This is a genomic window from Streptomyces sp. PA03-1a, from assembly GCF_033792805.1.
GTDB lineage: Bacteria > Actinomycetota > Actinomycetes > Streptomycetales > Streptomycetaceae > Actinacidiphila.
Genome location: NZ_JARAVO010000059.1, coordinates 1 through 24,201, shown reverse-complemented (window position 1 = coordinate 24,201; position 24,201 = coordinate 1). Strand labels below are relative to the sequence as shown.

Genomic DNA, 24,201 nt, shown 5'->3' with positions numbered 1-24,201 from the left:
GTCGCCACCCGATGATCACCCAAACGCAGAAAAACCCGCAAACTCACTGGCGTGATCCGGTCGAACCATCGCCGACCTGCGTCACCTCACTTCCGGAAGCGGGCAGAAACGGGCGTACTCCGCCCTTGTACGGGCTGACCGCACCGCTCCCCCCGGCGGTATAAATCTCGGACGGGCGGAAACGGGCGGCCGATGCCCGAACGGCCATGACGGAACCGGGACCAGGGAGGTGCGGCCATGCGCGGCGACGAACGGCAGCACAGGATCCTGGCCCTGGTGCGGCAGGCCGGACGGGTGGAGGTCACCGCACTGGCCGCGGACTTCAAGGTGGCACCGGAGACGATCCGCCGTGACCTCAGCGAGCTGGAGCGGCGCGGACTGGTCCGCCGGACCCACGGCGGGGCGTACCCGGTGGAGAGCGCCGGCTTCGAGACGGACCTGGCCCGCCGCGAGACCCACCAGGTGGAGGGCAAGCGCCGGATCGCCGCGGCGGGGGTGAAGCTGCTCGGCGAGGCGGAGACCGTCTTCATCGACGAGGGCTACACCCAGCAGTTGCTGGCGGCGCTGCTCCCCACCGACCGCCCGCTGACCGTGGTGACCGCCTCGCTGCCGACCGCGGCGGCGGTCGCCCAGTCCCCCGAGACCACCGTGCTGCTGCTCGGGGGCCGCGTACGTGGCCGCACCCTGGCCACCGTCGGCTCCTGGGCCACCCAGATGCTGTCCTCCTTCGTCATCGACCTGGCGATCATGGGGGCCAACGGCATATCCCGCGACTTCGGCCTGACCACCCCCGATCCCGTCGTCGCGGACGTCAAGGCGCAGGCGGTGCGCTCCGCGCGGCGTCGCGTCCTGGTCGGGATCCACACCAAGTTCGGCGCCTCGAGCTTCTGCCGGTTCGCGGAGATCGGCGACTTCGAGACGATCGTCACCGACACGGGCCTGCCGGCCCCCGAGGCCCACCGCTACTCGCTGCTCGGCCCCAACGTGATGCGCGTCTGATCCACCGCACCTCCCCCTCCACCCTGCGCGCGAGCCGCCGCAGGTCGCCCCGGCACACCCCGACGCGCCCCGGGCCGCGGGCCCGATGCCGGGATCCCCCTCATAGGAAGGCCTCCCCATGCCCAGGACCGACACCGACCGCGCAAGGGCGCCACGGCGCCGCGCCGCCGTCCGGCTGACCGCACTCGGGGCCTGCACGGCCCTGCTCGCCACCGGCTGCGCCGGCGCGGGTGGCGGCGGAGGGGACGGCGAGGGCGACGGCGCCTCCGTGAACGTCCTCATGGTCAACAACCCTCAGATGCTGGACCTGCAGAAGCTGACCGCGTCGGACTTCACCAAGAGCACCGGCATCAAGGTCAACTTCACGGTGCTGCCCGAGAACGACGTCCGCGACAAGATCAGCCAGGAGTTCTCCAGCCAGGCCGGCACCTACGACGTCGCGTCCATCAGCAACTACGAGGCGCCGATCTACGGCAAGAACGGCTGGCTGGCCCCGCTGGACGACACCGTCGCCAAGGACCCGGACTTCGACCAGGCGGACATCCTGCCGTCGATGAGGGAGAGCCTGACCGGCGCCGACGGCAAGCTGTACGCGGAGCCGTTCTACGGCGAGTCGTCGTTCCTGATGTACCGCAAGGACGTGTTCGAGGCGAAGGGCCTCACCATGCCCGACCGCCCCACCTGGCAGCAGGTCGCCGGCCTCGCGGCGAAGGCCGACGGCGCCGAGCCCGGCATGAAGGGCATCTGCCTGCGCGGGCTGCCCGGCTGGGGCGAGGTGATGGCTCCGCTGACCACCGTCGTCAACACCTTCGGCGGCACCTGGTTCAGCGAGGACTGGCAGGCCCAGGTGAACGCGCCCGCCTTCAAGGAGGCGACGAAGTTCTACGTCGACCTGGTCCGCGAGCACGGTGAGGCGGGCGCGCCGCAGGCCGGTTTCGCCGAGTGCCTGGGCGCCTTCCAGCAGGGCAAGACCGCCATGTGGTACGACGCCACCTCGGCGGCCGGGATCCTCGACAGTGCCGGCTCCCCCGTCGCCGGCAAGGTCGGCTACGCCCCGGCGCCCGTGGTGAGGACCGACAGCTCCGGCTGGCTGTACACCTGGGCGTGGGGCATCCAGAAGGCGAGCAAGCACCAGGACGACGCGGCGAAGTTCGTGGCCTGGGCGTCCGGCAAGGGGTACGAGGAACTCGTCGGCGAGAAGCTCGGCTGGGCCCGCGTCCCGGCGGGCAAGCGCACCTCCACGTACGCGAACGCGGACTACCTGAAGGTGGCGGGCCCCTTCGCCAAGGCCACCGAGGAGGCCATCGCCGGGGCCGACCCGCGCGACCCGGGCGTCCAGCCGCGGCCGACGCTCGGCATCCAGTTCGTCGACATCCCCGAGTTCCCCGACCTCGGCACCAAGGTCTCGCAGGAGATCGCCTCCGCGATCGCCGGGCGCACCTCGGTGGACGCGGCGCTGGACAAGGCCCAGCAACTCGCGGAGAAGGTCGCCGCCCAGTACCGGAACGGGTGATTCGGCCATGACCGGTACGTCGAGCGCCGTCACGGAAGGGGTGCGCGACCGGGCACCGGTCCGGGCGGTGGCCGCCCGGACCGCGGGCCCCGGCCGGGCCGCCGCGTGGGCCCGGCGCGCGCCCCTGATGCCGGCGCTGGTGTTCATGGTGGCCGTCACCCAGCTGCCCTTCGTGGCCACGCTGGTGATCTCCTTCATGGACTGGAACGCCCTCTACCCCGACCGGCGCGGCTTCACCGGACTGACCAACTACGCCGACGTGTTCGGCGACGCCGACCTGCGGGCGTCCGTCCTGACCACCGTCTGGCTCACGGCCGGCGTCGTCCTGGTCAGCCTCGTGCTGGGACTGGGCCTGGCGCTGCTGCTGGACCGGCGGTTCCGCGGCCGCGGGCTGGTGCGGACCCTGCTGATCGCGCCGTTCCTCCTGGTTCCGGTCGCCTCGGCGCTGCTGTGGAAGCACGCCCTCTACAACCCCGAGTACGGGCTGTTCAACGGCGCCCTGACCTGGCTGTGGCAGCTGTTCGGCAGCGGACGCCCGCCGCAGCCGGACTGGATCACCTCGATGCCGCTCGGGGCGATCGGGGCCTCGCTGGTGTGGCAGTGGACCCCGTTCATGATGCTGATCCTGCTCGCCGGACTGCAGAGCCGCTCCACGGAGGCCGTGGAGGCGGCCCGGGTGGACGGCGCGAACGCCTGGCAGGTCTTCCGCTTCCTGACCCTGCCCCACCTGCGGCGCTACCTCGAACTGGCCGCGCTGCTGGGCTCGGTCTACGTCGTGCAGAACTTCGACGCGGTCTTCACCCTCACCTCGGGCGGCCTGGGCACCGCCAACCTGCCGTACACGATCTACGAGTCCTTCTACAAGGCGCACGACTACGGCCGGGCCTCGGCGGCCGGCGTGGTCGTGGTCGCCGGGACCATCGTCGTCGCCACCCTCGCGCTGCGCCTGGTGTCGACGCTGCTGAAGGAGGAGTCCTCATGAGCGCCGTGGCCGCGCCCGGTGCGCGCAGGCGTCGTTCCGCCTCCCTGTGGGGGCTGGTCGCCTGGGCCGCCGCCCTGCTGTTCGTCGCGCCGATCGCGTGGATGGTGCTGACCTCGCTGCACAGCGAGACGGACGCCGCCACCAACCCGCCCTCCCTCGGCGCCGGGCTCACCCTCGACGGCTACCGGGAGTTCTTCGGCGCCGCCACAGGCGCCAGCCCGTGGCCCGCCCTGGTCAACTCCCTGACGGCGAGCCTGGTCTCCACCCTCCTGGTGCTGGCACTGGCGATACCCGCCGCGTACGCGCTGTCGATCCGTCCCGTCCGCAAGTGGTCCGACGTGCTGTTCTTCTTCCTGTCCACGAAGATGCTGCCCGCGGTGGCCGGGCTGCTGCCGGTCTACCTCGTGGCGCAGAACCTCGGGCTGCTGGACAACGTCTGGCTGATGGTCCTGCTCTACACCTCGATGAACCTGCCGATCGCGGTCTGGATGATGCGGTCCTTCCTCGCCGAGATCCCGGTGGCGATCCTCGAGGCCGCCGCGATCGACGGCGCAGGACTGCCGGCCGTCTTCCGCCGCATCGTCATCCCCGTCTCCGCCCCCGGCATCGCCGCCACCTCGCTGATCTGCTTCATCTTCAGCTGGAACGAGATGCTCTTCGCCCGGGTGCTCACCGGTGTCCGTTCGGTGACCGCGCCGGTCTTCCTCACCTCCTTCGTCACCAGTCAGGGGCTCTTCCTCGCCAAGGTCTGCGCCGCGGCCGTCGTGGTGTCCCTGCCCGTCCTCGTCGCCGGATTCGCCGCCCAGGACCGGCTGGTCCAGGGCCTGTCACTGGGAGCCGTCAAGTGAAGGCAGTCGTCATCGCCGAGCCCGGGAAGATCGAGCTCGCCACCGTCGAGGACCCCGCCCCCGGTCCTCGGGACGTGGTGGTCGCGGTCGCGGCCTGCGGCCTGTGCGGAACGGATCTGCACATCCTGCAGGGCGAGTTCGCGCCGACGCTGCCGATCGTGCCGGGACACGAGTTCGCCGGCGAGGTGGTCGCGGTCGGTTCGGCCGTCACGGAGGTGGCGGTCGGCGCCCGGGTCGCCGTCGACCCCTCGCTGCACTGCGGCGAGTGCCACTACTGCCGCCTGGGCCGCGGCAACCTGTGCGAGCGGTGGGCCGCGATCGGGGTCACCGAGCCGGGCGGCGCCGCCGAGTTCGCCGTCGCACCGGTCGCCAACTGCGTGGTCCTGCCCGACCACGTGGCGACCGCCGACGCCGCGCTGATCGAGCCGCTGTCGTGCGCCGTGCGCGGCTACGACGTGCTGCGCAGCCGGCTCGGCGCCCATGTGCTGATCTACGGCTCGGGAACGATGGGCCTGATGATGCTGGAGCTCGCCAAGCGCACGGGGGCGGCGAGCGTGGACGTCGTCGACGTCAACCCCGAACGGCTCGCCACCGCGCGGCTGCTGGGCTGCGACCGCACGGCCGGCTCGGCTCAGGAGATCGCCCGCCCGCGCGGCTGGGAGGTCGTCGTGGACGCCACCGGCAACGCCGCCGCGATCCAGGACGGGCTGCAACGGGTCGGCAGGGGCGGCACCTTCCTGCAGTTCGGGGTCGCCGACTACGCCGCCCGCGCGGTCATCGAGCCGTACCGGATCTACAACGAGGAGATCACCATCACGGGCTCCATGGCGGTCCTGCACAGCTTCGAGCGCGCCGCTGAGCTCTTCGCCGCCGGGGTGCTGGACCCCGGGGTGTTCATCAGCGACCGCTTCCCGCTCACCGACTACCCCCACGCCATCGAGCGCTTCGCGGCGGGGGTCGGCCGCAAGATCCTGGTGCGGCCGTGACCGCGCCCGCCACGCTGGTCGCCGGCGAGGCGCTGACCGACGTGGTCGTGGGACCCGACGGGACGCGGCAGGCCCACCCGGGCGGCAGCCCGGCCAACACCGCGCTCGGCCTGGCCCGGCTCGGGCACCCGGTCACCCTGGCCACGCGCATCGGCCGGGACGCGCACGGCGACGCGCTGGTCGAACGGCTGGTGGAGGGGAGCGTCGCGCTGCTGCCGGGGTCGGTCGTGGACGCCCCGACGTCCACGGCCAGGGCCGAGCTCGACGGGAGCGGCAGCGCCGCGTACCGGTTCGACATCACCTGGGACCTGCCCCCGGTCGGGCCGCTCGGCGTGCCGGGGCACCTCCACACCGGTTCGATCGCCACCGCGCTGGAGCCGGGTGCGGGGCGGCTGCTCGCCCTGGTCGCGGCGGTCCGGCGGCGTGGGCATACCGTCTCGTACGACCCGAACCTCAGGCTCGCGCTGCTCGGTCCGCCCGAGACCGAACGGCCGCGCGTCGAACGGCTGGTGGCGCTCGCCGACGTGGTGAAGGCCAGCGAGGAGGACCTCGGGTGGCTCCACCCCGGTCGGGATCCGGGCGACGTCGCCGCCGACTGGGCGCGCCGCGGTCCCCGCCTGGTCGTCCTCACCCGGGGCGCGGGAGGTGCCGAGGCCCACTGGGCACCGGGGGGACGGCACCGTGTTCCCGCCCACCGGGTGGAGGTCGTCGACACGATCGGCGCCGGTGACGCCTTCATGGCGGGTCTGCTCGCCGGTCTCCTCTCCGCCGGGCTGCTCGGCGGGGCGGCGGCCCGGGGGCGGCTGTCCGCGGCCGCGGACGGCGGTCCCGTGCCGCTCGCGGTGGCCGACGCCCTGGAACTCGCCGCGCGGGTCGCGGCTCTGACCTGCGGGCGGGCGGGAGCGGACCCTCCGTTCCTGGCGGAGGTGACACCCGTCGTGTGATGATCCCGCGGACGGCACTCCCACGCACGAGGGGCGGTACGCCGATGTGGCCGCGGGTCGACGGAATGCGCTCCATGGAGCTCGGCACGCCCGACGCGCTGCGCGACGAGCTGAACTCCCTGGTCCTGGCGGGCAGGAAGACCGCGACGACCGGACTGCTGTCCGAGTACGTCGAGGAGTCCGAGGGGCTGGAGTTCGTCGGCGAGCGGCTGGCCCTGCTGGACCGCGAGAGCCGCTGCGTGGGCGTCATCGAGATCACCGGCGTGGAGGTGACGTCGTTCGCGGACGTGACGTGGGAGCACGCCGCCGCCGAGGGTGAGGGGGACGCCTCCCTCACCGACTGGCGGGCCGGGCACCGCCGTTTCTGGGAACGCGCGGGCACCCCCGTCGAGGACGCGACGTCCGTGGTGTGCCTGGCGTTCCGGCTCGTGACGGCGGGAGGCTGACCGTGCGGCTCCGCATCGAGGCACGCGACCTGCCCGGCCGCGGCTTCGGCGACCACGCCGGCGTCCACGTCGCCGTGCAGCGCCGCGCCCGTCCCTCGGAACTCCTGGACCTGCGGCCGGGGGACGCCGCGGCGGCGACGTGGGACCTCGACTGCCGGGTCCGTGAGACCCCTGACGGCGTCGACGTCACGGGCCCCTACGTCCAGGGCGGCCCCGGCGCCCGTTTCGTCTACCTGTCCTGGGGCACGGTGGCCGGTGACGGCGGCTTCACGATGTTCCGCCGCGCCAAGCTGATGCTCGACGGCGTCGGGACCGGGACGCTCCGCGAGGCCACACGCTCCGGGATGCTCGTCGGGCGGCTGGGCCTCACCGACGCCAGGGGCGGCCCGCTGTGCGCCGCCGTGCGGCCGCCGCTCATCTCGTGGTCGGCGCAGGCGCCTGACGCGAGGGGCTGAGGAGGACGCGCGAACGGGACCGCCACCCCACCGGTGGGCGCGCCCACGGTCCGCACGACCGCTTCCGCCTTCCCACCGGCGCCGGGCAGTGGTCCCGTTCCGTCACAGGGGGGCTCGGGTCCCTCAGTCCTCGCCCCTGACGATGTTCCATTCCTTGCCGCTGTCGGGCTCCCGCTGCGGCGGATTGCCCCGGCCTTCCTTCACGACAGCAGGCCGGCAGGTGCGTATCTGCTGGTCGCGGGGGATGCGGGTGCTGGTCGGGTGGCCGTTGCGTGTGTCCACGGCTGGGCGCCTCCTCAGGTCTTCTCGACACCGCATACCCGTTCGAACGTGATTTACACCACATAACATTCCCGATCAGGGCATGTCTCTCGGGGACACCCGGCGGGCGCCCGGCGGCCGTCGCGCTGCGCGATGGCCGCGGCACCGACCGTGTCCGCTGCCACGCGGGCGGTCCGTGGGCCGTCGGAATGCGGCTGCCCCGGGCCACGCGGTGGAAACCGCCCCGGGCACCCGTGTTCAGCGGGTGGGGTGCCACTCGGCGAGCAGGACGGTGGCGTCGTCGTCGAGACGGCCGTGCCGGTGCGCCAGGATGGCGTGGACGAGCCGCCGCAGGACCTCCGGGGCGGGGTCGCCGAGCGCGGTGGCGTGCACGACGTACTCGGTGAGGCGCCGCTCGCCGAACTCGTCGCCGCCCTCGGTGCGGGACTCGGTCACGCCGTCGGTGTGGACCAGGACCCGGTCACCGGGTTGCAGCCGTGTGGAGTGGACGGAGCGCGGGCGTCCGCCGCACTCCGGACCGAGGCCGAGCGGCAGGTCCGCGTCGCGCTCCAGGGCGCCGTTGACCACGTGCCGGGCGCGGATCAGCCGTGGCACGGGGTGCCCGCAGTTCGCCCACGCGAACTGGCCACTGCGGACGTCGAGGTCGGCGAAGACCGCGGTCGCGAACCGGTCCGGGATCCACTCGGCCAGGGTCTCGTCCACGGACTTGACGATCTCGCCCAGGTCGGCGCCGGCGCGCCCGGCAGCCGGCCAGCGCCACGGCCGCCACGAGCCCCGAAGCGAGGTCGTGGCCCATCGCGTCGACCACCGTCAGGTGCAGGTGGTCCCCCTGGAGGCTTTGGTCGAAGGCGTCGCCGCCGATCTCGTACGCGGGCTCCAGCACGGCGCTGGAGGTCACCTCGGTCGTGCCGAGGGTCCGCGGCGGCAGGAAGGCCCACACCAGCTCCGCGGCGGCGCTCATCGGGCGGCTGCGGACGAGCCGCAGCATGTCGTCGCCCGCCCCCGCACCGGAGACGATCGCCAGGCCCGTCACGTCGGCGAGCGCGCGGCAGCGGGCGAGCAGTTCGGGGTCGATCCGGTGGGCGGTGACCTCCATGACGCCGATCCGCTCCACGCCGTCCACGAGGGGGAGCCACATCGTGACCCGGTCGTCCCGCTCGCTCAGGCGCAGTGAGACCGTCCGGTAGGCGGCGCCCGCGGGCGTGCCGTCGACGGCCACGGCGCGGCGCGCACCGCAGGCCGGGCCGCCCGGCAGCGGGACGAGCCGGGACTGCTGGACGTCGGCGAGGAGGACCGTCACGTCGTCCAGGCCCACCTCGTGGGCGGCACGTGCGACAGCGGCGCCCCACTCCTCCGGGGCGACCTTGTGCGAGCGCTGCAGGAGCCCGCTCAGCAGGGTGCCGAAGCCGGTGTCGTCCACCGTCACCATCACCTGTCGGTGCGCCGTCCCCGGCCGCGGGCCGGGACGTGGGGCACCTGCCCCGGACACCTCGCCCGAAACATCGCACCGCTCCTGACCTGCAAATGCGTCCAGTCACGCGATGCCGCGGCGACGCGGGCATCCCCGGATCGCCTACAGGCGCCGGTTCCGCAGAACGTCATATTCCAGCAAATCGAGTGCCAATACGGGCGTGCCGCACCTTAACCGGCACCGCGAGGCCCGACGCTTCTCGTGTCCCACCCGTGCGGGTGCCCACGGCACCCGCGGAGACAGGAGTCGATCCATGCGCGTTTCCCGTTTCGTGGCCGCGGTCGGTGTGGCCGTGGCCGTCGTCCTGGGCGGTGCGGCGGGCGCCGGCGCCGTCACGCCGGAGTCCGTCCGCGCCCACGGCACGCACGCCACGCACGGTGACCACGGGCGCGGCCACCACGGCCACCACAGCCACCACGGCAAGCGTCATCACCACCGCTGGCACGGGCACCGGACGCACCGTCACCACCACGTCGTCAACCACCACCGCCGCTGACCTCGGCCCGATCCGCACGGAAACGCCCCGGGGGCGCCGCTCCGCGAACGCGGAGGGCGCCCCCGGGCGCGTGCGGGGCCGGCGGGCTCAGGCGGTCTGGGCGCTGCGCAGCGCGGCGTACGGGCCGCCTGCGCGGAGCAGTTGCTCGTGCGAGCCCACCTCCGTGATCCTTCCGCCGTCCATGACGACGATGCGGTCGGCGTTGCGGATGGTGGACAGCCGGTGGGCCACCACGAAGACGGTGCGGTTGCGCACCAGGCGTTCCAGCGCCTGCTGGACGAGGGCCTCGGAGCGGGAGTCGAGGGCGGAGGTCGCCTCGTCCAGCACCAGCACACGGGGGTCGCGGATCAGCGCGCGGGCGATGGCCAGGCGCTGCTTCTGGCCGCCGGACAGCCGGGCTCCCCGCTCGCCGACGACCGTGGCGAGACCGGCCGGCAGCCGCTCCACGAACTCCAGGGCGTTGGCGGCCCGCAGGGCCTCCCGTACCGCCTCCTCGGGGACGCCCGGCATGCCGTACGCGACGTTCTCCCGGATGGTCCCCTCGAAGAGGATGGACTCCTGCGGCACGACGGACACGAAGCGGCGGTAGCTGCGCAGGTCCAGGGTCTCCATGTCCGCCCCGTCCAGCAGGATCCGGCCCTCGGTGGGGCGCAGGAAGCCGATGACGAGGTTGAGGACGGTCGACTTGCCGGCCCCCGAGGCGCCCACCAGCGCGATGGTCTCGCCCGGGCGGACGGTGAGGGAGAAGTCGCGCACCGAGTGGTCGGCGGCGTCGTCGTAGGTGAATCCGACGCCTTGGAAGTCCACCCGCCCGCGGACGGCGGCCACCTCGGACTTGCCCGCGTTCTGCTCGAGGTCGGGCGCCTGCAGCACCTCGCCGACCGAGCGCACCGACTCCAGTCCCTTGCTCACCACGGGGGTGAGGCTGAGCAGGGTGGTCACGGCTGCGGTGAGGGCGGAGAAGTAGGTGGTCAGCATGACGACGTCGCCTGGGGTGACACCGAGCCAGCCGTGGTACGCGGCGAGCGCGGAGCCGAGCAGGCAGCAGGTGCCCAGGACGTTGAGGACGATCCAGGCGAGGGAGCCGAAGCGGCCGTTGAGCCGGTCCAGACGCAGCCCCGCGGTGAGGACCTGGCTGAGCGTGCCGTCCACGCGGCGCAGCGCGGTGGACTCCAGGCCGTGCGCGCGCGTGATGGGGATGAGTGTGGTCATCTCGGTGACCCGCGAGGAGAGTTGCTCGACCTCCTGGCGGAACGATTCGTTGGACTCGCGCAGCCGCCCCCGCAGCCACATCACCAGCGCGGACGTCGCGGGCACGACGACCAGGAAGACCGGCAGGAAGGACGGTGCCTGCACGGCGATGACCACCAGCGCGCCCAGCAGCGTGGCGAGCGCGGACAGGCCCATGTCGCCGGTCTGCTGGACCGCCTGCTCGATGGCCTCGACGTCCCGGATGACCTTGGTCTGCAGGACCGCGGAGTTGACCTTCGCGTGGTAGCCGATGGAGAGCTGCTGCATGCGCTGGCACAACGCGGAGCGCAGCCGGGTGCCGGTGCGGCGGGCGCTGCCGTACCAGCAGCGCACGTAGAGCAGGTGGAAGGGGTAGTTGAGGACCAGCATCAGCAGCAGCACGCCGGTGCCGAGCAGCATGCCCGACAGCGGCCGGTGCTGCACGATGACGTCGATGATCTGCGCGGTGACCAGCGGGGTCAGCCAGATCGGGGTGTGCTTGACCATGAACGCCAGCACGGCCAGGGCCAGTCGGCCGCGGTCGTGCCGGAAGAGGTAGGCGAGGGTGCGGATCGGGTGCTCACCGCGGTAGCGGTGGTCGAGCGGGCCGTGCGGCGACGCCATGCGGGGACTCCGGGTGCACGAGGGCGCGGGGTGATGAGACGGCACTGGCTCATCGTCCGGTCACCGCGGAATCCTAGGCTGTGAGCGCTCCCAGGGACACCGTCAGGGGGGCGCTGACGGGTCCCGGCCGACTGGGGGGCCGGTCCGGGGGCAGACGGTGGGGGAAGGGGCGGCACGAGGGCGCGCCCCCGGACCACTGGGAGGGACGATGCTGGCCATCGTTGCGGCCGTCGTCTTCGCGGTCGCGTTCATCATCAACGCCACCGGGACGGCGACGGAGGCCGTGTTCACGCCGACGAGCCTGCTGCTGGTCGGGCTGACGCTGCTCGCCGCGCACCTCGGCGGGGTCGGCTCGGGCGCGGGCGCCCGCTGGTCGGGGTACCGCCGGCGGCGGCGCTGAGCCCTCCGGGGAGGGGGACGACCATGACGTACCGCCGAGATGACGCGCCCGAAGGCGCGGCACGGCACCGCCCGGGCTTCAGCAGTCCGGGGTTCTCCACCTCGGCCGACGGCCCCGGCCCGGGCACCGTCCCCGGCACCGGGGACGGGGTCGGGGACGGAGACGGCGGAGCCGTACCGCCGCCCCCGCCGATCCCGGAGTACGAGGTCCCGGAGCCGGAGGTCGGGGTCGTCGCGGAGCCCGGTTTCGAGTCGCCGGGTTTCGAGTCGCCCGGGTACTCCAGTCCGGACTTCGCCAGTCCGGACTTCACCGGCCCCGGTCCGCTGGGCGGCGCGGACCCGGACGGCCAGGGGTCATGACGCGGGCGGCTCCGCGGCCGCCGTCGCCGGCGGGGCCGTGACCTCCATCCGGGCCCGGCTCTCGGCGATGAGCTGCCGGACGTTCCGCTCGACCTCCTCGGGGTCGAGGCCCAGGGCCCGGCCTATGTGCGCGGTCCAGACCTCGGAGCGCACGTTCGTCTCGAAGGCGAGGTCGGCGCGGATGTTGTCACGGGCGGCCTGGCGGTTCTGACTGACCATGACGAAGGTGGAGAGGAAGATCGCCTCCAGGCTGACGATCATGGTGAGCAGCCCGAAGGGGTACGGGTCGAAGACCGCGCCCGGCCCCGCGAGCCCCTGGTTGAGCAGGATCCAGACCGCGAACCAGACGATGTGGACGTAGACGAAGGCCATCGAGCCGGCGAAGGCGGTGATCGCGTCCGCGACCCGGTCCTGGGCACCCCTCCCGCGGGCGAAGACGACCCGTTCGTGCGGGGAGCGGACGAGCGGGCGCGGCGGCGAGGGGACGGCGGGGCCGTCGGAGGGGGAACTCATGGCCCTCATCCTGCCCCCGGCGCTCCACGGCACCGGCACCGGGAACCGGCGGGGGAAGAAACCGCACCCTTCCCGTGTTGGCATGGGCGGATCAAGAACCGCCCGAAAGGAGGCGAACCGGTGAAGGTACGTGCCTCGCTGCGCTCCCTCAAGAACGCCCCCGGCTCGCAGATCGTCCGCCGTCGCGGCCGCGTCTACGTGATCAACAAGAGGGACCCCCGCTTCAAGGCCCGCCAGGGCTGAGCCGCGGACCGGGCGCCGCGCACCGTCCCATGACGGCGCGCGGCGCCCGTCTGCGTCTGCGTCCGCGACCGGGTCACCGGGGCGGCGTCAGGGAACGCAACAGCAGCAGCGCGATGTCGTCGGTGCGCCGCCGGCGCTCGGCGGTGAGGGCGAGCACGCCGTCGGCGACCCGGTCCAGCGGCAGCTCGCCGGCCACGGCGAGGTGGTCCGAGAGGTCCGACAGTTCGGCGTCGACGTCGGTCCCCGGGCACTCGACCAGCCCGTCGGTGTAGAGCATGAGCACCGAGCCCGGCGGGAACGGGAACTCGACGGTGCGGTAGACCGCTTCCGCGTCGATGCCCAGCAGCGGGCCCTGCGCGAGGTCGAGCGCCCGCACCTGGCCACCCGGTTCCCGCAGCAAGGGGGCCGGGTGGCCCGCCCCCGCCGCCATAGCCCGCTGCCCGTCCGGGTCGAGGTGCAGGTAGATGCAGCTGGCGAGGAGGTCCACGTCCAGGTCCAGCAGCAGCCGGTTGGTGCACTCCATCACCTGGCCGGGGGACTGCCCGACGGCGGAGTACGCCCGGACCGCCGTGCGGACCTGGCCCATCAGGCCCGCCGCGGTGACGTTGTGCCCCTGCACGTCGCCGATCACCGCGGCCGCCCGGTCCCCCACGGACAGCAGGTCGTAGAAGTCGCCGCCGATGTCCATGCCCTCGGTGCCCGCGAGGTACCGTGCCGCGGCCTCCAGGCCGGGGAGCACCGGCAGGGTCCGCGGGAGGAGCGCGGACTGCAGGCCGTGGGCCAGCCGGTGCTTGGCGTCGTAGAGCCGCGCCCGTTCCAGGGCCTGGGCGATCAGGCCGCCGAGGCTGGTCAGCAGGGCCCGCTCGTCGGCCCCGAAGCGGTGCGGTTCGGGATATCCCAGCACGCAGGTGCCCACGGGACGGCCGGAGGCGATGAGCGGGAGGTAGGCCCACGCCGCCATGCCGTCGGCGACCGGCGGCCGGTCGGGGAAGCGCTCCCGCATCTCCTGCTCGGACTCCAGGAACGCCGGCGCACCGCTGGCCAGCACCTGGGCGGCGGGCACCGGCGCCGACATCGAGATGCCGTCGTACCGGTCGACGACCGACGGATCCCGGTAGCCCCGGTGGCCGAGCACGCGCATCCTCTCGGCCTCCGGGGCGACCATGGCCACCACCCGGCTGCCGACCGCGGGCATGATCTCCTCGGCGACCAGGTCGATCACGTCCTGCACGCAGACGGCCTCCGTGAGTGCCCCGGACAGGTTCACGAGGTGGGAGATGGCCACCAGTCCGACCGCGGGCTGCGTCACGCCGTGCGGGCCGCCGGGCACCACCGGCGCCTGCGCCACCGGGCCGCGGGCCGGTGAGATGCGGACGCTGACGCCGTTGCTGCTGGGATGGAGCTGGAAGGTGAGCCAGTCGCCCGGCGGGCGCAGCGCGGTGAACGAAGTGGGCTGCCGGCTGATCAGCGCCGCGCGGTGCCGTTCCTGGTGCACGGGGTCGTCGAGCCAGGGCAGCGTCCGCCACAGCGTGTGCCCGAGCAGCTTGCGCACCGGTACGCCCAGCCGGCGGGACGCCGCCCCGTTGGCGTAGGTGACCCGCCCGTCGAGGTCGAGGGAGCACAGTCCCTCCGGCAGCCGGCCCACCATGCGCACCGCCTCGACCGCCGAGGAGACCCCGGCGACCGGGGCGCCGATCGTCACATGCTGCCCGCGCCGGACCGGCCGGCCCGCGGCGGCCTCGTGTTCCAGGTGCCGGGCGAGCCGGTCGCAGGCGGTGACCAGGTGCTGGCGCTCCCAGTCGGCCAGCTCGGGCGGATGGGCGCCCGGCCAGGTGACGAACACCGAGCCGAAGGCGGCGCCGGCGGTCTCGACGGGCAGTGCGGCGAGGGTGAAGGGGTACGGCAGGACGAGTGCGATCCGCGGGTACCGGCGCGCCATCTCCTCCTCGCCGCCGACCCAGACCAGCCGGCGTTCGCGCAGTGCCTCCGCCACGGGGATCGGGGCGCCCAGCCCCACCCGTTCCCACGGTGCGGCGAAGGCGCGCGGCAGGCCGGCCATGACGGCCATCTCCAGCACCGGCTCGCCGGGGGCGAGGAGGTAGATCCCCCCCGCGTGCGCCCGCACGCCGTCCATCATCGCGAACAGCGCCGGGGCCAGCAGGCCCTGGTCGGTCCGCTCCCCGGCCTCGGGGTGCGACGGAGCGGAAGGGAACCCGTCCGGCACGGGTATCACCTCCTCCGCCTCTTCCCGTCCAGACTGCCTCCGGGCCGCGGACCGCGCATGCGGGAGACGTACGGCCCCGGGCGGAGGCGTGTGGCCATCCGGCAGCGGCGCCCAACTCCCTTGCCCCTGCGGACAGATGACATGCGGCGTTTTTGTTCGAACCTCTTGGCGTTCGACTGGCCCGGTGCTTCAATGTGGCTCTGTTAGGAAGGTTTCCTAACTTCTGACCCACGGAGTCACCCGTGCAGATCCCCCCACACCGTCATGCACGCACCCTCCCCCGCCGGCGCGCCGTCCTCTATGCGACCGCCGCCCTGACCGCGGGCGTCCTGGCCGTCGGCGTCGGCTCCCTGGCCTCGGCCGCGCCGGGGCAGCCGGCCGCCGCCGCCGCGGCCGCGGCCGGCGTCGGGCTCGACGACCCACACAAGAAGGACATCGCCATGCAGCTGGTGTCCAGCGCCGAGAACTCCTCGCTCGACTGGAAGGCCCAGTACAAGTACATCGAGGACATCGGCGACGGCCGCGGCTACACCGCGGGCATCATCGGCTTCTGCTCCGGCACCGGGGACATGCTCGAACTCGTCGAGCTGTACACCGATCGCAAGCCCGGCAACCCGCTCGCCCGCTACCTGCCCGCGCTGCGCCGGGTCAACGGGACCGACTCGCACAGCGGCCTCGGCTCCGGCTTCGAGAGCGCCTGGCGCAGCGCCGCCGCCGACCAGGCGTTCCAGCAGGCGCAGAACGACGAACGCGACCGCGTCTACTTCGGCCCCGCGGTCCAGCAGGCCAAGGCGGACGGGCTGCGCGCGCTCGGCCAGTTCGCGTACTACGACGCGATCGTCATGCACGGCCCCGGCGAGGACAAGGTCAGCTTCGGCGGCATCCGCAAGACCGCCCTGTCCAAGGCCAGGACCCCCGCACAGGGCGGCGACGAGACGACGTACCTCCACGCCTTCCTCGACGCGCGCAAGGCGGCGATGAAGACCGAGGAGGCGCACAGCGACACCACCCGGGTCGATACGGAACAGCGCGTCTTCCTCAACAACGGCAACCTCGACCTCAACCCCCCGCTCAAGTGGAAGGTCTACGGGGACAGTTACACCATCAACCAGTGACGTCCCCGCGCGCGCCCCTCCGGGCGGTCTCCCCGACCGGGGGGAGGCCGCCCGGAGCGGTGCCGGGCCTGGATCCGGGCCCGGGCCCGGGCCCGGGCCCGGGCCTAGCCGAGCTCCAGGCTGGTGACGCCGTACATGCCGGTCAGGTCGACGTCGGGGACCGGGCCCGTGTACATGCGCGCGGCCTCGAACACGGGTGCCAGACCGAGGTGTTCCACCAGACGCACGGCCGCCTCGTTGGGGTCGGGGACGTCGATCACGAGGGGCTCCCCCGGTGTGGTGCGGGCCAGCCCCATGAGGAGCACGAGGGCGACCTTCCCGGACGAGGCGTACAACGGCCCCACACGGGACGGGCCGCGGGCGGCGCGCAGCACGCCGAGGCCCTGCAGGCGCCCGTCGGCGACCGCCGCGAGGGCGGTGCGGTCCGGAAGGGTGATCCAGGAGGCGAGGAAGGCGTCGCGCGCGGCGGGGAAGAACCGGCGGTCGTAGCGGGCCAGTTCGGCGAATCCGACGCTCCTGGCGTCGATCAGGGCGACGCCGCCGGGCATGACCCCGCCCGACGGCGCGCCCTGGTAACGGATGTTCCGCCAGGCCGTGCTGAACCCCGACCTGCGGTAGTTCTCCTGTTGCGCGACGACCCCGTCGAGGCCGACGTTGCGGCCGGCGAGGTGGTCGAGTCCGGCGCGCCAGACCCGGAACCCGTAACCCTGGCCGCGGAAGGGCGGCCGGGCGATGTAGAGGCCGACGAAGCCGAAGTCGGCCCCGTAGCGCACCGCGGAGACCGAGGCGACGGGTTCACCGTCGAGCCTGCCGAACAGGAAGCCGGCCGGATCGGCGGGGAAGAAGGCCTGCCCGTCGGACCTGCCGGGGTTCCATCCCTCGTCGTCGGCCCAGTCGGAGAGCCGGCTGATGTCCTCGGCGCCGGCGGAGGAGACGTGGAACGCGGTCATGGAGACCTACCTCTGGAATCGGTTGCCGGGAAACGGTGACGGGCACCGGGGGCGCGAAGGCGCCGGGGACACCGCGCGGGTGCGGGCGATGAGGAGGGTGACGTCGTCGGGGGGTGTCGCGCTCGGCAGGGTGCCGAGCACCGCCGAGCAGAGGTCGTCCAAGCGCAGCCCGGGCCGGTCGAGGGCGCGCCGCACGCGCTCCATCCCGGTGTCGACGTCGTGCCGGCGGTCCTCGATGAGGCCGTCGGTGTAGAGGGCCAGGAGGCTGCCCTCGGGCAGGTCCACCTCGGCGGCCTGGTACGGGGGCATCCCGAGGCCGAGCGGTGTGCCGTTGGGCAGGTCGAGGAAGGTGACGCCGCCTCCGGGGTGGCGTACGGCGGGCGGCGGGTGCCCGGCCCTGGCCATGGTGCAGCGGCGGGAGGCGGGGTCGTAGACGGCGTACAGGCAGGTGGCGCTCACGGAGGCGGCGTGGAGGCCCTCCCCCTCCTCCTCGGCGAGGCGAATGATCGCCTGGTCGAGGTGGGCGAGCAGCTGTTCCGGCGCCAGGTCGAGGTCGGCGAGCGTCCGCACCGCCGTCCGGAGCCGGCCCATCGTGGCCGCGGCGTCGATGCCGTGGCCGACCACGTCGCCGACCACGAGCGCCACCCGGTCGCGCGGCAGCGGGATCACGTCGTACCAGTCACCGCCCACACCGTCCTCGAGGTCCGCGGGGAGGAAGCGGGAGACCACGTCCAAGGAGGGGCCGCCGCACACCCGGCGCGGGAGCAGGCCCCGCTGGAGGGCGAGGGCCGTGGCGCGCTCGTGCGTGTAGCGGCGTGCGTTGTCCAGGCTCAGCGCGGCCCTGGCGACCAGTTCCTCGGCGAACAGCAGGTCGTCCTCGTCGAACGGCCGCGGGTCGTCGGTGCGCAGGAACAACACCACGCCCAGGACGACGCCGTGGGCCCTGAGCGGCAGGATCATCAGCGAGTGCATCCCGAACTCGTCGATCTTCCCGGCCCGTGCCGGGTCCAGGCTGAGCCACGAGGAGGCGGTGTCCAGCGCCGGTTCGAGCAGCGAGCGGCCGGTGGACAGGACGCGCTTGAGGGGCGAGGACGACGGTACGTACACCACGTCGCCCACCCGGGAGACCGCCTCCGGCGCGCCCTCGTGGACCGAGGCCAGGCCCGCCCGGCGGAACACCGGCAGGTAGTCGCCGTCCGGGCCGAGCCGGGACAGCGGCTCCTCACCGAGCCGCAGGGTGTCCGCGAGGTCGACGGTGACGTAGTCGGCGAGGCACGAGACGGTGAACGCGGCCAGTTCCTGCGCGGTGCGCATGACGTCCAGGGTGGTGCCGACGCGGGCACCGGCCTCGCCGAGCAGCGCCAGGCGGTCACCGGGCCGGTGCCCGCCCGTGATCCGCAGGACGACCAGGCACACGCCCATCGGCCGGCCCGCCGTGTCCTCCAGGCGGATGCAGGAGACGGAGTACGCCCCCTCAGCGCGCACGCCGTCCACCGCCGGCACGAGGTACTCGCGGCCGGTGACGGGAGCGCCCGTCGCCAGCACCTGGCGCATCACGGCCTCCAGCGCGCGTGCCCCGGCGGGCAGCGCCGCGTCCGGACGGCGTCCCAGCCGTCGCTCCCGCGGGATGCCGTCGTAGTCCTCGAGCGAGTCATTGACCCACGTGCACCGCAGGTCGGTGTTCCAGAGGGCGAGGCCGATCGCCGAGGGGGCGAGGGCGGACCCCAGCGCCGCCCCGGTGACGCCCACCACCCGCTGGAGGAGGCCGGCCAGGTCTATCGGTGCGGGTGATGCCATGTCGCGTCGGTCCTTCGTCTGGGCTGCGGGGATGTGCAGGCGCCCGGATCCGGCCGGTGAGGGTGGCCGGATCCGGGCCGAGGGGGGCTCAGCGCCCGAGGAGGTCCGCCGCGCGTTCGGCGATGGCGTAGACCGTGGCGGCGATGTTGCCGGAGGGGATGGTGGGCATCACGGAGGCGTCGGCGATCCGGAGGCCGTCGATGCCGTGCACGCGCAGGTCCGTGTCGACGACGGCGAGGTCGTCGATGCCGATCCGGCACGTGCCGACGGGGTGCATGTACGAGGCCAGGGTGCTGCGCGCGTAGGCCCGCAGGCCGGCGTCGTCCTTCACGTCGGGCCCGGGCAGGACCTCGTGCGCACGCCATCCGTCGAGGGCGTGCGCCCGGCCGATCTCCCGTGCCAGGAAGAGCGCTTCGACCATCGTGCTCAGGTCGCGTTCGTCGCCGTAGTAGTCCGGGTCCACCAGGGGCAGGGCGTCCGGTGCCGCGCTCGCGAGCCGTACGGTGCCGCGGCTGTACGGCCGCATCGGGGAGACCGCGATCCGGTACCCCTGCCCGTCCGGCACGTGGGGCGCGGGCGCGCGGCCCGGCGCGTCGGCCAGGAGCACCTGCACGTCGGGGTCGCGGATGCCGAGCCGGCTGCGGACCAGGCCGACGGCCTCGCCGTGGTTGTTGGTCCCGGGCGGAACGGGCCGGGCCGCGCGGTGGACGACGTCGGCCAGGGGGTGGTCCTGCAGGTTCGACCCGACGCCCGGCAGGTCGAGGGCGACGTCGACACCCATGTCCCGCAGGTGCGCCTCCGGGCCGACGCCGGAGAGCATCAGCAACTGCGCCGTACCGATGGTCCCCGCGGTGAGGACGACCTCGCCGCGGCACCCGACCGCGACGGTGCCGGTACCGGTGCGGTCGGCGTGCCCGTACTCCACCCCGACGCACCGGCCGTCGCGCAGGAGCAGGCGGTGGGCCAGTGCACCGGTCACCACGGTCAGGTTGGGGCGGTGCCGGGCGGGGGTGAGGTAGGCGTCGGCGGCGCTCTGCCGCCGGCCCCCGACGATGTTGAGGTCGCTCCAGCCGAAGCCCTCCTCCAGACCGCCGGCGATGTCGGCCGCCCGCCGGTACCCGGTCTGGGTCGCCGCCGTCAGGAGCGCGGCCACGACCGGATGGGGCGGGCTGGCGGGTCCCACGGTCAGGGGGCCGCCGACGCCGCGGAGCACGGGGTCCCGCCCGGGGGCGTTCTCGCTGCGCTTGAAGTACGGGAGCAGGTCGTCGAAGCCCCAGCCCTTCGCGCCGCCCGCGGTCCACGCGTCGTAGCCGGAGCGGTGACCGCGCACGAAGGTCATGGCGTTGATGGTTGACCCCCCGCCCAGGCCGCGGCCGCGCGCGAGGGGGGTGGTGGTGCCCGTGGCGGACTGCCGGACGGTGGTGCCGCCCCAGTTCGCGGGCGTCCCCAGCAGCGTCGGCCAGGCAGGCGGCGACGCCGCCGCGGCTGGTGGCCGGTCTCCGCCCGCCTCCAGCAGGAGCACGCGCGCGCCGCCTCGTTCGGAAAGGCGCGCGGCGAGCACGCTGCCCGCGGTGCCGCCGCCGACGACCACGTAGTCGTAGCTGTCCGTTATCGCATGCATGGGTCACCTCTGACCGGCCACGTCCGGCGTTTCCAGCGATAGCCCGAATCGGCTAACACCGGACACGATAACCCCAACCACTCATAGCCGAACAAGCCGCCAGTTATTACACCTATTACGAATCGATATGGGCAGATCCCGGCAAATCCCTCATGTCCGCCCAGTCCGTGAGCCGCGCCTGCGGGCGCCGGTCCGCCGAGGATCGGCCCGATGCCGCCCGGACCCCGAACCCTCCCGCCGCCAGGGCAAGTTCATCGCCCGACGCCCTACCCAGGGATGGATGAAAGTTGTACGGTCCACGGGATCAAGTCCCCTCACGGAGGTACTCGCCATGGCGTCAACGGGCGTACCCGACGTCCTCACCCGTGCCCGCACCGTCGCACCGCCGGGCTGGAGCCGCTGGCTGGTACCGCCGGCCGCACTCTCCATCCACCTCGCCATCGGGCAGGCGTACGCCTGGAGCGTCTTCAAGCCCCCGCTGGAGTCCTCGCTCGGGCTGAGCGGCACCCAGTCGGCGCTGCCGTTCCAGCTGGCGATCGTCATGCTCGGCCTGTCGGCCGCGTTCGGCGGCACGCTCGTCGAGCGCAACGGGCCCAGGTGGGCCATGTGCGTGTCGGCCCTCTGCTTCTCCTCCGGCTTCCTCATCTCGGCCCTCGGCGCCGCCACGCGCCAGTACTGGCTGATCGTCCTCGGTTACGGCCTCGTCGGCGGCATAGGCCTCGGCATCGGCTACATCTCGCCGGTCTCCACGCTCATCAAGTGGTTCCCCGACCGGCCCGGGCTCGCCACCGGCATCGCCATCATGGGCTTCGGCGGCGGCGCGCTCATCGCGTCGCCCTGGTCGACGCAGTTGCTGTCCTCCTTCGGCGCCGACTCCGCCGGCATCGGGCAGACCTTCCTGGTGATGGGCCTCGTCTACGCGGTCTTCATGACCTTCGGGGTGCTGCTGGTCCGGGTCCCCGCGGACGACTGGCGGCCGGCCGGCTGGACCCCGGCGGCCGACACCGCGCGCCCGCTCGTCACCACCGCCCACGTGTCGGCGCGCAACGCGCTGCGCACCCCGCAGTTCTGGTGCCTGTGGGTGGTGCTCTGCATGAACGTGACGGCGGGCATCGGCATCCTGGAGAAGGCCGCGCCGATGATCACCGACTTCTTCGCGAACACCTCCACCCCGGTGACGGCCACCGCCGCCGCCGGTTTCGTCGGCCTGCTGTCGCTCGGCAACATGCTCGGCCGGATCACCTGGTCCTCCACCTCCGACCTGGTCGGGCGGAAGAACATCTACCGCCTCTACCTCGGTGCGGGGGCGCTGCTGTACCTGCTCATCGCCCTGCTCGGCGACGACTCCAAGCCGCTGTTCATCATCGCCGCCGCCGTCATCCTGTCCTTCTACGGCGGCGGGTTCGCCACCGTGCCCGCCTACCTCAAGGACCTCTTCGGGACGTACCAGGTGGGCGCGATCCACGGACGGCTGCTGACCGCCTGGTCCACGGCCGGCGTGCTCGGGCCGCTGATCGTGAACGCGATCGCCGACCACGAGAAGTCGGCGGGACGGACGGGGCCCGACCTCTACTCCACGTCCTTCGTCATCATGATGGTGCTGCTGGTGATCGGCTTCGTCGCCAACGAGCTGGTACGACCGGTCCATCCGCGCCACCATGACGGACCGTCCGCCGAGCCCAAGGCCACGACCGGAACCGAGTCGGAAGGAGCCGTCCGATGACCGCCCCGAACCCCGCGCCCGCCGCCGACGCCTCCGCCGGGGGCGGCCGGCTGCCGCTCATGGTCGTCGCCTGGCTGTGGGTCGGCGCGCCCTTCGCCTACGGCGTCTACGAACTCGGCCTGAAGCTCAAGCAGTTGTTCACCGGCTGACCGGCTTCACCGCCGGCTCCCGCCACGGGCCGCCCCGTCCGCACGGACCGGGCGGCCCCGTCACACGCCGACCCCACCGGCACGGCTGAGCAATGCCGGACGGGGGTATCCGGACCCCGTAGAGGACCGCACGTTCCGTGCCGCGGAGCGGGCGCCGACCCACGGAGGAAGGAACCATGCCCCACAGCAGCGGTACCCGTACCGGCGCGAGCCCCGACACCCTGGGCGTCGTCGGCCTGATCTGCGCGGTCGCCGGATTCTTCGTTCTCGGCATCATCCTCGGCCCGGCCGCGGTCGTGTGCGGCTGGCTCGCGATGGGCCGCACCTTCCGCGGCGCCAAGCCGGTGCTCCCGCTGATCGCCGTCGTCCTGGGCGCGATCGACACGCTCATCGCGCTCGTGTGGCTCACCGGCACCCACTGGACCGGCGGCGGCTTCATGTGAGCCGCGGCGCGGACCCGGCCGAGGGCACCACGGGGCCGGACGGGAGGATGGTGCTCCCCCGCCCGGCCTTCGCTGTCCAGGAGCGTGTGTGCCCCTCCCCGACCCGTGCGCGGCGCCGCGTGCCGTCCCCGTCGTCCTCGCTGTCCTCGCCGTCCTGGCGGCCCTGGCGCTGACCACCGGGTGCGGTACCGGCGACCGCTCCTCCGCCGCCCCGCACGTGGTGCCGCCGGAGGCGGGGGCGTCCTTCGACTACCAGATCGGCGGCGGCTACCCGCCGCCGAAGGGCGTGCGCGTGGTCTCCCGCGACCGCGCGGACCGGCCGGCCCCGGGCGTCTACTCGGTCTGCTACGTCAACGCCTTCCAGGCCCAGCCCGGCGAGCTGTCCCGGTGGCGCGCCCGGAATCCGGGCCTGCTGCTGCACGACGGGGACGGCGGGCTCGTCATGGACGACGAGTGGGACGAGGCGCTGCTGGACACCTCCACCGCCGCCGGGCGGACGGCACTGGCGGAGATCGTCGGCGCCTGGATCGACGACTGCGCGCGGCGGGGGTTCCAGGCGGTCGAGCCGGACAACCTCGACTCGTTCGAGCGCTCCGACGGCCTGCTCACGGCGGCCGACAACGCCGCGTTCGCCCGGCTGCTCACCGCACGCGCCCATGCGGCGGGGCTGGCCGTCGCCCAGAAGAACACGGCCGAACTCCTCCCCCAGCGTGCCGCCATCGGCTTCGACTTCGCAGTCGCCGAGGAGTGCGGCGCGTACGACGAGTGCGGCCGGTACGCCTCCGCGTACGACGGCCGCGTCCTCGTCGTGGCGTACGACGCCGCCGACTTCACGGCGACCTGCCGCCGCTGGGGTGCCCGCCTCGCGGTGGTGCTCCGCGACCGCGACGTGGTGCCCGCCGGGGAGCCGGGCCACGTCTTCCGTAGCTGCTGACCGCCGCGCCAGGGCCCGCGGGCGGATCCGTCCGGCAGGGCAGCGCGGCACTGTCGGTGTGGGCGTGGCGGACGGCGGCGATCGGTCTCCACCGGCGCCTGGGGTTCAGCGTTCTGGACCTCTCCGGGGAACGCGCCACCGGCCGGCCGCCACGCCCGGGGTCATGACGTGGTCACGGCGTACCAGCGGCCGTCCCGCTGCTGGACCAGGTGGTGGGCGGCGAGGCTGTCGATGTGCCGTGCAATGGTCGCGGGCTGGTAGCCGACGCTGGCGCTCAGGGCGTCGATGGTCGTCCCGTCGCTCCCGGCCGCGCGGAGTTCCTGGAGGGTCTTGAGCGCCGTACGGGCGAGGCCGGACTCCTCGAGGCGGGGCTCGGCGGGAGCCGGCACGACGGCCGCGGCAGGCGCCGGGGACGGGGGCCGGGTGGTCGACGCTCCCGGAGGCGCGGCCGGGG

At 73.5% G+C, this 24,201-nt stretch carries 26 protein-coding genes and 1 pseudogene; 18 read left to right on the top strand and 9 right to left on the bottom strand.

The genetic code is table 11. From position 1 onward, the window contains the following. The first annotated feature begins 237 nt into the window (after positions 1–237). The 8 genes from PV341_RS15675 to PV341_RS15640 all read left to right on the top strand — a co-directional run bounded on the left by PV341_RS15675 (position 238) and on the right by PV341_RS15640 (position 7,173). The gene (locus tag PV341_RS15675) at positions 238–999 is read left to right on the top strand and encodes a DeoR/GlpR family DNA-binding transcription regulator (protein WP_500326407.1); all 762 of its coding nucleotides are present in this window, start codon (positions 238–240) and stop codon (positions 997–999) included. A gap of 118 nt (positions 1,000–1,117) precedes the next feature. Next, positions 1,118–2,512, top strand: coding sequence for an ABC transporter substrate-binding protein (locus tag PV341_RS15670; RefSeq protein ID WP_500358120.1), 1,395 nt, complete (start codon positions 1,118–1,120; stop codon positions 2,510–2,512). 7 nt (positions 2,513–2,519) lie between these two features. After that, positions 2,520–3,494 carry a carbohydrate ABC transporter permease gene (locus tag PV341_RS15665; protein WP_500358119.1) on the top strand — a complete coding sequence of 325 codons (975 nt, stop codon included), beginning with the start codon at positions 2,520–2,522 and terminating at the stop codon, positions 3,492–3,494. Next, entirely contained in the window at positions 3,491–4,342 is an 852-nt protein-coding gene (locus PV341_RS15660; RefSeq protein ID WP_500358117.1) for a carbohydrate ABC transporter permease, read from the top strand. Before PV341_RS15665 ends, PV341_RS15660 begins: the two co-directional genes overlap by 4 nt. Then, positions 4,339–5,328, top strand: coding sequence for a zinc-dependent alcohol dehydrogenase family protein (locus PV341_RS15655; RefSeq protein ID WP_500326414.1), 990 nt, complete (start codon positions 4,339–4,341; stop codon positions 5,326–5,328). The genes PV341_RS15660 and PV341_RS15655 overlap by 4 nt, the downstream gene beginning before the upstream one ends. After that, positions 5,325–6,272 (top strand): carbohydrate kinase family protein, encoded by a 948-nt coding sequence (locus PV341_RS15650; protein ID WP_500358115.1) that lies wholly within the window; start codon positions 5,325–5,327, stop codon positions 6,270–6,272. The genes PV341_RS15655 and PV341_RS15650 overlap by 4 nt, the downstream gene beginning before the upstream one ends. A 74-nt stretch (positions 6,273–6,346) precedes the next feature. Further along, positions 6,347–6,718 carry an ASCH domain-containing protein gene (locus tag PV341_RS15645; protein WP_500326417.1) on the top strand — a complete coding sequence of 124 codons (372 nt, stop codon included), beginning with the start codon at positions 6,347–6,349 and terminating at the stop codon, positions 6,716–6,718. A 2-nt stretch (positions 6,719–6,720) separates the two neighbouring features. Continuing rightward, positions 6,721–7,173, top strand: coding sequence for a DUF5990 family protein (locus PV341_RS15640; RefSeq protein WP_500358114.1), 453 nt, complete (start codon positions 6,721–6,723; stop codon positions 7,171–7,173). Between the two features lie 123 nt (positions 7,174–7,296). On the opposite strand, the gene PV341_RS15635 is transcribed toward PV341_RS15640, so the two are convergent. Together PV341_RS15635 and PV341_RS15630 are read right to left on the bottom strand one after the other, a co-directional pair. Beyond that, positions 7,297–7,455, bottom strand: coding sequence for a hypothetical protein (locus PV341_RS15635; RefSeq protein ID WP_179279708.1), 159 nt, complete (start codon positions 7,453–7,455; stop codon positions 7,297–7,299). A gap of 237 nt (positions 7,456–7,692) precedes the next feature. Beyond that, a complete protein-coding gene (locus tag PV341_RS15630; RefSeq protein ID WP_500358113.1) occupies positions 7,693–8,157 on the bottom strand; it encodes a PP2C family protein-serine/threonine phosphatase in 465 nt (154 codons plus the stop codon). Between the two features lie 85 nt (positions 8,158–8,242). Here PV341_RS15630 and PV341_RS15625 point away from each other — a divergent pair, with 85 nt between their 5' ends. Both PV341_RS15625 and PV341_RS15620 read left to right on the top strand, forming a co-directional pair. Continuing rightward, a complete protein-coding gene (locus PV341_RS15625; protein ID WP_500358112.1) occupies positions 8,243–8,629 on the top strand; it encodes a hypothetical protein in 387 nt (128 codons plus the stop codon). A 550-nt stretch (positions 8,630–9,179) separates the two neighbouring features. Then, the gene (locus PV341_RS15620) at positions 9,180–9,422 is read left to right on the top strand and encodes a hypothetical protein (RefSeq protein WP_500326423.1); all 243 of its coding nucleotides are present in this window, start codon (positions 9,180–9,182) and stop codon (positions 9,420–9,422) included. Between the two features lie 87 nt (positions 9,423–9,509). Here PV341_RS15620 and PV341_RS15615 read toward each other — a convergent pair whose 3' ends face one another. After that, the gene (locus PV341_RS15615; RefSeq protein ID WP_500358111.1) at positions 9,510–11,276 is read right to left on the bottom strand and encodes an ABC transporter ATP-binding protein; all 1,767 of its coding nucleotides are present in this window, start codon (positions 11,274–11,276) and stop codon (positions 9,510–9,512) included. Positions 11,277–11,484: 208 nt separating this feature from the next. Here PV341_RS15615 and PV341_RS15610 point away from each other — a divergent pair, with 208 nt between their 5' ends. Further along, entirely contained in the window at positions 11,485–11,676 is a 192-nt protein-coding gene (locus PV341_RS15610) for a hypothetical protein (RefSeq protein ID WP_499515636.1), read from the top strand. A 23-nt stretch (positions 11,677–11,699) separates the two neighbouring features. After that, positions 11,700–12,035, top strand: coding sequence for a hypothetical protein (locus tag PV341_RS15605; RefSeq protein WP_500358109.1), 336 nt, complete (start codon positions 11,700–11,702; stop codon positions 12,033–12,035). On the opposite strand, the gene PV341_RS15600 is transcribed toward PV341_RS15605, so the two are convergent. Continuing rightward, a complete protein-coding gene (locus PV341_RS15600) occupies positions 12,030–12,548 on the bottom strand; it encodes a DUF1003 domain-containing protein (protein WP_500326429.1) in 519 nt (172 codons plus the stop codon). The two genes, PV341_RS15605 and PV341_RS15600, sit on opposite strands and share 6 nt — an antisense overlap. Before the next feature lie 120 nt (positions 12,549–12,668). Between PV341_RS15600 and ykgO the strand changes: the two genes are divergently transcribed. Then, a complete protein-coding gene (gene ykgO, locus PV341_RS15595; RefSeq protein WP_018562490.1) occupies positions 12,669–12,791 on the top strand; it encodes a type B 50S ribosomal protein L36 in 123 nt (40 codons plus the stop codon). Positions 12,792–12,864: 73 nt separating this feature from the next. Here the strand turns inward: ykgO and PV341_RS15590 are convergent, their stop codons facing one another. Next, positions 12,865–15,015, bottom strand: coding sequence for a SpoIIE family protein phosphatase (locus PV341_RS15590; RefSeq protein WP_500358107.1), 2,151 nt, complete (start codon positions 15,013–15,015; stop codon positions 12,865–12,867). 242 nt (positions 15,016–15,257) lie between these two features. Between PV341_RS15590 and PV341_RS15585 the strand changes: the two genes are divergently transcribed. Then, complete coding sequence (locus PV341_RS15585; protein ID WP_500326433.1) at positions 15,258–16,130, top strand: chitosanase; 873 nt, start codon at positions 15,258–15,260, stop codon at positions 16,128–16,130. A gap of 104 nt (positions 16,131–16,234) precedes the next feature. Here the strand turns inward: PV341_RS15585 and PV341_RS15580 are convergent, their stop codons facing one another. From PV341_RS15580 to PV341_RS15570, 3 genes are all read right to left on the bottom strand, one after another. Continuing rightward, positions 16,235–17,080 carry a GNAT family N-acetyltransferase gene (locus tag PV341_RS15580; RefSeq protein ID WP_500358105.1) on the bottom strand — a complete coding sequence of 282 codons (846 nt, stop codon included), beginning with the start codon at positions 17,078–17,080 and terminating at the stop codon, positions 16,235–16,237. Positions 17,081–17,086: 6 nt separating this feature from the next. After that, on the bottom strand, positions 17,087–18,877 hold the full coding sequence (locus tag PV341_RS15575) for a SpoIIE family protein phosphatase (RefSeq protein ID WP_500358103.1): 1,791 nt from the start codon (positions 18,875–18,877) through the stop codon (positions 17,087–17,089). Positions 18,878–18,965: 88 nt separating this feature from the next. Then, the gene (locus tag PV341_RS15570; protein ID WP_500326437.1) at positions 18,966–20,498 is read right to left on the bottom strand and encodes a GMC family oxidoreductase; all 1,533 of its coding nucleotides are present in this window, start codon (positions 20,496–20,498) and stop codon (positions 18,966–18,968) included. A 331-nt stretch (positions 20,499–20,829) separates the two neighbouring features. Between PV341_RS15570 and PV341_RS15565 the strand changes: the two genes are divergently transcribed. The 4 genes from PV341_RS15565 (at position 20,830) to PV341_RS15550 (ending at position 23,747) form a co-directional block, all read left to right on the top strand. After that, positions 20,830–22,221 (top strand): L-lactate MFS transporter, encoded by a 1,392-nt coding sequence (locus PV341_RS15565; RefSeq protein WP_500326439.1) that lies wholly within the window; start codon positions 20,830–20,832, stop codon positions 22,219–22,221. Then, a complete protein-coding gene (locus PV341_RS15560) occupies positions 22,218–22,370 on the top strand; it encodes an MFS transporter small subunit (protein WP_499515627.1) in 153 nt (50 codons plus the stop codon). The genes PV341_RS15565 and PV341_RS15560 overlap by 4 nt, the downstream gene beginning before the upstream one ends. Before the next feature lie 176 nt (positions 22,371–22,546). Continuing rightward, positions 22,547–22,813 carry a hypothetical protein gene (locus PV341_RS15555; RefSeq protein ID WP_499515626.1) on the top strand — a complete coding sequence of 89 codons (267 nt, stop codon included), beginning with the start codon at positions 22,547–22,549 and terminating at the stop codon, positions 22,811–22,813. Between the two features lie 88 nt (positions 22,814–22,901). Then, positions 22,902–23,747: an endo alpha-1,4 polygalactosaminidase gene (locus tag PV341_RS15550; protein WP_500358101.1), complete on the top strand. Its 846-nt coding sequence runs from the start codon at positions 22,902–22,904 to the stop codon at positions 23,745–23,747. A 161-nt stretch (positions 23,748–23,908) separates the two neighbouring features. On the opposite strand, the pseudogene PV341_RS15545 reads toward PV341_RS15550, so the two are convergent. Further along, positions 23,909–24,201: pseudogene (locus PV341_RS15545) on the bottom strand (helix-turn-helix domain-containing protein); the annotation flags it as partial.